This is a genomic window from Aeromonas sp. s2, assembly GCF_040907935.1.
In the GTDB taxonomy this organism is placed as follows: domain Bacteria; phylum Pseudomonadota; class Gammaproteobacteria; order Enterobacterales; family Aeromonadaceae; genus Aeromonas; species Aeromonas dhakensis.
The window spans coordinates 109,676-117,798 of sequence record NZ_JBFOCR010000021.1 but is presented as its reverse complement, the minus strand read 5'-3'; the positions used below and the strand labels follow the sequence as shown (position 1 = coordinate 117,798).

The window sequence follows — 8,123 nt, the reverse complement described above, 5'->3', positions numbered from 1 at the left end:
TCAGAAGTGAAACGCTGTAGCGCCGATGGTAGTGTGGCATTCGCCATGCGAGAGTAGGACACTGCCAGGCACCCAATTAAACGGTGATGTGAAAGCACATGGCCGGCTGCGAGGATGACACCTCAGAAGAAGCGGCAAAAGATTTAGCGAAAGCTAACCGAATGCGGAGCGGTAGTTCAGTCGGTTAGAATACCGGCCTGTCACGCCGGGGGTCGCGGGTTCGAGTCCCGTCCGCTCCGCCACTACTTAAGAAGCCCAGTCGAAAGACTGGGCTTTTTTTCGTCTCTACGATCTCTCTATCTCATCTCGGTTAGCCCGATTTCGTTGCTCCATCCCGTTTCATGTTTATCTGAAATTCGCCGCCGCCCATGGTTGTCGCTATAATGGCCGCCCTCAATCAAGGTGGTGGTATGAAAGCAGAGTATCTACAGCGATTCGGGGGCATTGCCCGTCTTTATGGTCAGAGTGCACTTGGTTCCTTCAGCCAGGCGCGTGTCTGTGTGGTCGGGATCGGCGGCGTCGGCTCCTGGGCGGCAGAGGCGCTGGCCCGTGCCGGCATCAACCAGATCACCCTGATCGACATGGATGACATCTGCATCACCAACACTAACCGCCAGATCCATGCCATGCAGGGCACGGTCGGTCGCCTCAAGACGGAGGTGATGGCCGAGCGCATCCGTGCCATCAATCCGGATTGCGAGGTGATCGAGGTGGATGACTTCGTTACCGCCGACAACCTGGCCGAGCATATCAAGCGGGAGTTTGACTATGTGGTGGATGCCATCGACTCGGTCAAGGCCAAGGTGGCGCTGATTGCCTTCTGCAAGCGCAACAAGATCCCGGTGATTGTGGCGGGCGGCGCCGGTGGGCAGATGGACCCGACGCAGATCACCGTGGCCGATCTGGCCAAGACCATTCAGGATCCGCTGGCCGCCAAGGTGCGCTCTGACCTGCGCCGGCTACACAGTTTCAGCAAGAATCCGGCGCGCAAGTTCGGGGTGGAGTGTGTCTTTTCAACCGAGCAGTTGAGCTACCCGGATGGTAATGGCGGCACCTGTCAGGCCAAGGCGGCCAGCGATGGCAATATGAAGATGGATTGCGCCTCTGGCTTTGGCGCCGTGACGCCGGTGACGGCCACCTTTGGCTTGGTCGCCGCCTCCCGGGTATTGAGGACGATTGCCGAACGAGGAGCCCGTGCCGAGAAAGAGGCCGGGAATGAAGAAACAGGGTCGATTGGCGAAGCCTGATCGACCACTGAACAAGGCGGGTTAGACTGCCTGTTGCCGGATAGCCAATACTATGGCCCTGAGCCCGTTGCCCCGCGACGGGCTCAGGTGTTTCTCGAGCCCCAATTCACTGAAATAGGCATCCATATCAAAAGCCTGGATAGCGTTGGCACTCTGATGATTGAGCGCCGCCAGCACGATGACGATGAGGCCACGCACGATGCGGGCATCGGAGTCGCAGGCAAAGTGCCAGTTGCCATCCTCACTCTTTTCACCCTTCAGCCAGGCCTGGCTCTCGCACCCTTTCAAGCGGTTCTCTTCCTGCTGCCACTCTGCGGGCAAGGTGGGTAGCAGCTTGCCGAGCTGTATGATAAGGCGGTACTGGTTCTCCCAGCCGTTCGCCGCCGCAAACTGCTGGCGGATGGTATCGGCATCGGGCTCAAGGCCGATCCGGGTATAGGTTGCGAGGCTGTTCATCGGGTTGTCTGCCTTAGAAGAAGTCACTGAGTTTGTGCAGGGCGGCCAGCAGGGCGTCCACATCGTCACGGTTGTTGTAACAGGCCAGCGAGGCTCGCATTGTGCCGCCTATGCCAAGGCTCTCCATCAACGGCATGGCGCAGTGGTGGCCGACCCGCAGGGCGATCCCCTGCATGTCGAGCAGGGTAGCCGCATCCTGGGGGTGGATATCCGCTAGCAGGAAGGAGACCGCGCCGGCGCGTTGGCGAGGTTCGCCGACAAGATGCAGCCCCGGCACCTGCCGCAGGCCGGCGACCAGATAGTCGGTCAGCACCGCTTCATGGCTGGCCAGCAACCCCCGGTCTTGCTCCATCACAAAGTCGATGGCGGCGGCTAGGCCGATGGCGCCGGCGATATGGGGCGTACCCGCCTCGAACTTGAAGGGCAGGCTATTGAAGGTAGTACCGCTGAAGCTGACCCTGTCGATCATCTCGCCGCCGGCCTGCCAGGGCGGCATCCGCTCCAGCAGTTCGGTGCGCCCCCACAGCACGCCGATACCAGTCGGGCCGTAGAGCTTGTGGCCGGAGAAGACGTAGAAGTCGCAGCCGATTGTCTGCACATCTACCTCGAGATGAGCCACTGCCTGGGCGCCGTCGATCAGGGTCAGGGCGCCGACCGCCTTGGCGGCCGCCACTATCTGTTCGACCGGGTTGACGGTACCGAGGGCATTGGAGACGTGAGCCACGCTCACCAGTCGGGTACGTGGTCCCAGCATGGCCAGATAGGCGGCCATGTCGAGATCGCCCCGCTCATCGAGGGGGACGACCCGGATGACGGCGCCGGTGCGCTGGGCGACCAATTGCCACGGGACGATGTTGGCGTGGTGTTCCAGGGTGCTGAGCACGACTTCATCCCCCGCCCTCAGCTCGCTTATCCCCCAGCTCTGGGCCATCAGGTTGATCGCCTCCGTGGTGCCACGGGTCCAGATCACCTCGTGGCTGCGAGGGGCATTGATAAAGCGAGCGACAGTCTCGCGGGCATCTTCGAAGGCGCGGGTGGCCCGGCCGCTCAGGGCGTGGGCGGCACGGTGCACATTGGCGTTGTCGGCCCGATAGTAGTGATTGATCGCATCCAGCACGGTTTGCGGCTTCTGGGTGGTGGCGGCATTGTCCAGATAGACCAGCGGGTGGCCGTTGACCTCCTGCGCCAAGGCCGGAAACTGGCTGCGCAGCCGGTCGTGCTGTTGCTGGTTCATGCTCCCCTCACTGTCTGGAAAAGTGGTCATCATCTCGAAAAGTCGGTCATGATCCTGAAAACCGCCGCCGAACACAAGGCATCTGGCGAGCTATTGCTCGATGGGGCTGGCCGGGTGATTTCTGTTACAATGCCGCCCCTCATCATAAGCCAAGAGATCCGGCCCATGAAGCTCAACCCCAATCAGAACGAAGCGGTCAAGTATGTCTCCGGCCCTTGCCTGGTGCTGGCGGGTGCCGGATCGGGCAAGACCCGCGTCATCACCAACAAGATTGCCTATCTGGTGCAGCAGTGCGGCTACAACGCGCGCAACATAGCGGCGGTCACCTTTACCAACAAGGCGGCGCGGGAGATGAAGGAGCGGGTCGGCCAGACCCTGGGTCGCAAGGAGGCGCGGGGGCTGATGGTCTCCACCTTCCATACCCTGGGGCTCGAGATCATTCGCCGCGAGCACAAGAGCCTGAACCTCAAGGCCAACTTCTCACTGTTCGACGACACCGATCAGCTGGCGCTGCTCAAGGAGCTGACCGAGGAGGAGCTCGACAACGACAAGGACAAGCTCTCGGCTCTTATCAGCCAGATCTCCAACTGGAAGAACGACCTCATCCTGCCGGCTCGGGCCATGCGCATCGCCCGCGGGCCGGAAGAGGTGCTGATGGCCCAGCTCTACGAGCGCTACCACCGCCAGATGGTGGCCTACAACGCGCTGGATTTTGACGACCTCATCGTGATGCCGACCTTGCTGCTCAAGAGCAACCAGGAGGTGCGCGAGCGCTGGCAGAGCAAGATCCGCTATCTGCTGGTCGATGAATACCAGGACACCAACACCAGCCAGTACGAGCTGGTGAAGCAGATCGTCGGCGAGCGGGCCCGCTTCACCGTAGTGGGAGACGACGACCAGTCCATCTACTCCTGGCGCGGTGCCAAGCCGCAGAACCTGGTGCTGCTGAACGAGGACTTCCCCAATCTGCGGCTCATCAAGCTGGAGCAGAACTACCGCTCCAAGCGGCGCATCCTCAAGTGCGCCAACATCCTGATCGCCAACAACCCCCACGTCTACGACAAGGCCCTCTTCTCCGAGCTGGACGAGGGGGTGAAGCTCAAGGTGCTGTTTGCCAAGAACGAGGAGCACGAGGCGGAGCGCATCGCCGCCGAGCTGATGGGTCACAAGTTCATGAATCGCACCCGCTTCAAGGATTACGCCATCCTCTACCGGGGCAACCATCAGTCGCGCATCTTCGAGAAGGCGCTGATGACCAACCGCATCCCCTATCGCATCTCGGGCGGCACCTCCTTCTTCTCTCGTACCGAGATCAAGGACATCATGGCCTACCTCAAGTTGCTGGTGAATCCGGACGAGGACACCGCCTTCCTGCGAGTGGTCAACCTGCCGCGGCGCGAGATCGGTCCCACCACGCTCGAGAAGCTGGGTCAGTACGCCAATCAGCGCGGCAAGAGCCTGTTTTCCGCCAGCTTCGAGCTGGGGCTGGAACAGCACCTATCCGGTCGTGGCCTCACCGCGCTGCAGGCTTTCACCAACTGGCTGGTGCGGCTCGGTGATCAGGCCCTGCGCGGCAACCCGGTGGAGGCGGTGCGTGACATGATCAAGGAGATCCACTACGAGGAGTGGCTCTACGAGACCTCCCCCAGCCCGAAGGCGGCCGAGATGCGGATGCAGAACGTCTCCACCCTCTATCGCTGGATCAGCGAGATGCTGGAGGGGGACGAGCTGGAAGAGTCGATGACGCTCGCTCAAGTCGTGACCCGTCTCACTCTGCGCGACATGATGGAGCGCAACGAGGGGGAGGATGAGGCGGATCAGGTGCAGCTGATGACCCTGCACGCCTCCAAGGGGCTGGAGTTTCCCTATGTCTACATGGTGGGTATGGAGGAGGGTCTGCTGCCTCACCAGACCAGCATCGACGAGGACAACGTGGAAGAGGAGCGGCGCCTCGCCTACGTGGGGATCACCCGGGCCCAGACCGAGCTCACCTTCACCCTCTGCAAGGAGCGGCGCCAGTTTGGCGAGTCGGTACGACCGGAGCCGAGCCGCTTCCTGCTGGAACTGCCGCAGGATGATCTGGAGTGGGAGAACCAGAAGAAGGTGACCGCAGAGGAGCGCCAGCAGAAGGGGCAGATGGCGGTGGCCAATCTGCGCGCCATGTTCAAGAAGGATTGAGTCGCTCCGCTTATTTGCTCTGGGTCAGCAGGGGCGTGATGTCGGCGCCCGGCATGGGCGGTGAAATGTAGCGCCCCTGGCCCATCAGGCAGCCCAGGTCGATCAGCTTCTGCAGTTGCTGCTGGTTCTCTATCCCTTCCACCACAAGGGTGAAGTCCAGATCCTGGCAGATGTCGCGCATGGCGCGAATGAGCGCCAGATCCTTGGGAGATTGCAGCATGCGATGGGTGAAGCTGTCATCCACCTTGATGTAGTCCACCGGGAAATGGAACAGGGCATTGAGGGAAGAGAAGCCGGTACCGAAGTCATCCAGGCTGATCTGAATGCCCTTGGCCCTCAGCTCGTGCAGGGAGGTGAGGGCATCGGAATCCTGCCGTGACAACTCGCGCTCGTTGAATTCGAAAATCAGATAGCCGGGGGAGATCCCCTCGGATTCGATGATCTCGACCAGTTGCATGATCTGTTCATGGCTGACCAGATGCTTGCCGGACAGGTTGATGGCCACCTTGAACTTGCTCTGGCCGGAGAGCGGCAGCCACTCCTTCAACTGCTGGCAGGTGTGGCGCAGGATCTGGTAATCCAGCTCCTGGATGAGGCCACACTGCTCCGCCAGCGGGATGAAGTCGAATGCGTCCTTGAGTACCCCCTCTTCGGTGATCCAGCGAGCCATGACCTCCAGCCCGGTCAGGCGGCTGTCCTTGAGCCGGATCACCGGCTGGAAATAGGGCACGATGCGGCCTGCCCGCAGCGCTCTGGCCAGCATCTCTTCCGGTGAGGCCCAGGTCTGGGCCGAGCACTCCTCCGAATAGCTAACGATGCGGCTGCGGCCGTTGCGCTTGGCCTGGTACATGGCCAGGTCGGCCTGATGCAACAGCTGGCTGATGTCGGATGTCTGTTCCGATACGCTGGCGACCCCGAGACTCACCGTGATGCCGAGTTCGTTGCCCATCAGCCGGAAGGGATAGGAGAGGCGGCTGATGATGCGGTTGAGCACCGGGCTGATATCTTCCTCGGTCTTGCTGCTGTCCAGATAGATGACGAACTCGTCCCCCCCCAGCCTTGCCACCATGTCGTTTTGTCGTATGCAGGTTTGCAGGCGGCGGCTCATCTCCTTGAGCAGCTGGTCGCCGGCGCTATGGCCGAGAGTGTCGTTGACCTGCTTGAAGTGGTCCACATCGATGAAGATCAGCGAAAACCCGGGCGACTTGTAGCGGTGAAAGTGGGTCATGGCGTGGTTGAGGTGGTTCATCAACAGTGCCCGGTTGGGTAGCTGGGTCAGCGGGTCGTGCAGGGCATCGAACTGCAGTCGGCGTTCCAGCTCCTGGTGCTGCTTCAACTGCTTCTGCAGTCTGAGGTTGGTCTGGCGCAACTGCTGCAGCCGCTGGTTGATGGAGTCTTCCGAGTTGATGTCGTGGAGCTGCTGGCGGATCCGTCTCAGCTCCAGCAGCAGGGTCAGCTGGCTGCGCAGAAAGTCGAGAAACAGCCGGTCGTCGGTTTCCAGCGGCTGTTGCAGGCTGATGAGGAAGTGGGCGAAGTACTGCTGCTGGAGACGCAGCGGCTGGCTATACCAGTAAAGCTGCTCCTTGTGCTGCTCAATGTTGTTGGTGCTGTGGCAGAGCCCGGTGATGAATTCGTCGCTGTGGTGGGGTAGTTCCGGGTAGATCTTCTCCAGCCGGTGGCTGTCGATGCGTACCAGCAGCATGTCCTGAATGGCGAGCATCTGGCGCAACACAGCCTCGAGCTGGGAGAAGAGCGCCTGGCTGGGCAGGGTGTTGGCCAGCCGGATGATGCGGTTGATGCTCTCGATCTTTCTCTGCCAGTCCGGATCCTTGCGAATGAGCGGCGAGGCCAGCTCTGACAGCTGGGAGCCAGCCTGGGTCTCGTTCAGCCGTTTGGCCAGGCACTCCAGCAACAGGCGCAGCGTCGGCAGCTCCTTGGGTTGGCAGCAGGCCAGCAACCACTGGATCTGACCGTGCTCGACCGGCAGGGTGCACCAACCCTCGGCTTCGTCCAGCTGGGTCAGTTGATCCGTGATGCGTGACTCTTCCAGCCCCAGCTGCAATTTGAAACTGTCGGGGACCTGGTATTCACACACCCAGTGCAGTCCGGCTTCCGACAGGCCGAGCATGCCGAAATGTTGCAACGGGCAGAGCTGGTTCAGCTGCTGGATCAGGGTGTCGTAATCTTTGGCGGTGGCGACGGAGGGGGCGGGGAAATCCATAATAGCGGAAACCAACGCCAGCAAGGGAGTCGAGTAATGTGGTGCTGTGGGTTGCGCTGACATGAGTGACTCCCGATTTATCTACCCTTCAAAGAGTAGTCGGAAGTCATCAGATTGAAAGGGCCGCATATGCGGCCCTTTCAATCACTTAGAGCTTGTCGATCATGTAGTGAATGGCGTTTTCGATCTCTTCATCGCTACAGGTGGCGCAAGTCCCTCTGGGTGGCATGACGCCGGTCTTGCCTGCGAAGCCAGCAATGGCATGTTTCTTAAGTGTTTCAATGCCTTGCGCGATACGAGGTTCCCAGGCAGCCTTGTCGCCGCGCTTGGGCGCGCCGGCGATGCCGGCATCGTGACAGGCGAAGCAGGCGCCCTTGAACACGGCTTCACCGTCGCGCGGGCCGGATGACGCGGCCGCCGCAGGGGCTGCGCCTGCGGTCGCAATCCCTTCCAGATCCTTGGCGGTGTAGACCTGACCGACAGGCTTGATGCGCTCGGCAATGGCCTCCGGCGACATATCATCGGCAGCCAGCACGGCACCGGACAAACTGGCGGCCGTCATCCCGACCGCCAGCAAATAGCTCAGTTTTTTCAACACGCTCATGTACTCCCAGCAGGCTTTTATTATCCCTAGAAAACGACTGGATTATAACCGAATAGTTACAGCCATTTAAACGCTTGTGTGTGAAGTGTTAAGTACTCTGCGTGCAAAGTTTCTTCGTCGGATCACAAACTGGCGAGGCCGGCCTGCAAAAAAGAAACCCGGTTTTCACCGGGTTTCATCTGA

Annotated in this window: 6 protein-coding genes and 1 tRNA gene; 3 read left to right on the top strand and 4 right to left on the bottom strand. The window is 60.7% G+C overall.

The window, feature by feature from the left end; translation table 11 throughout:
* Positions 1 to 165: 165 nt before the first annotated feature.
* Positions 166 to 242 (top strand) — tRNA-Asp (locus AB5Y81_RS17875).
* Between the two features lie 168 nt (positions 243 to 410).
* A complete protein-coding gene (tcdA, locus tag AB5Y81_RS17870) occupies positions 411 to 1,247 on the top strand; it encodes a tRNA cyclic N6-threonylcarbamoyladenosine(37) synthase TcdA (protein ID WP_279485106.1) in 837 nt (278 codons plus the stop codon).
* A gap of 21 nt (positions 1,248 to 1,268) precedes the next feature.
* Here the strand turns inward: tcdA and AB5Y81_RS17865 are convergent, their stop codons facing one another.
* Positions 1,269 to 1,703, bottom strand: coding sequence for a SufE family protein (locus AB5Y81_RS17865; RefSeq protein WP_042049994.1), 435 nt, complete (start codon positions 1,701 to 1,703; stop codon positions 1,269 to 1,271).
* A gap of 13 nt (positions 1,704 to 1,716) precedes the next feature.
* Complete coding sequence (locus AB5Y81_RS17860; RefSeq protein WP_043170512.1) at positions 1,717 to 2,937, bottom strand: aminotransferase class V-fold PLP-dependent enzyme; 1,221 nt, start codon at positions 2,935 to 2,937, stop codon at positions 1,717 to 1,719.
* Positions 2,938 to 3,102: 165 nt separating this feature from the next.
* Here AB5Y81_RS17860 and rep point away from each other — a divergent pair, with 165 nt between their 5' ends.
* On the top strand, positions 3,103 to 5,115 hold the full coding sequence (gene rep / locus AB5Y81_RS17855) for a DNA helicase Rep (RefSeq protein WP_017779449.1): 2,013 nt from the start codon (positions 3,103 to 3,105) through the stop codon (positions 5,113 to 5,115).
* A gap of 10 nt (positions 5,116 to 5,125) precedes the next feature.
* On the opposite strand, the gene AB5Y81_RS17850 is transcribed toward rep, so the two are convergent.
* Positions 5,126 to 7,399 (bottom strand): bifunctional diguanylate cyclase/phosphodiesterase, encoded by a 2,274-nt coding sequence (locus AB5Y81_RS17850; protein ID WP_026141315.1) that lies wholly within the window; start codon positions 7,397 to 7,399, stop codon positions 5,126 to 5,128.
* 85 nt (positions 7,400 to 7,484) lie between these two features.
* Positions 7,485 to 7,940 (bottom strand): cytochrome c5 family protein, encoded by a 456-nt coding sequence (locus tag AB5Y81_RS17845; RefSeq protein WP_017786998.1) that lies wholly within the window; start codon positions 7,938 to 7,940, stop codon positions 7,485 to 7,487.
* Positions 7,941 to 8,123: the final 183 nt, after the last annotated feature.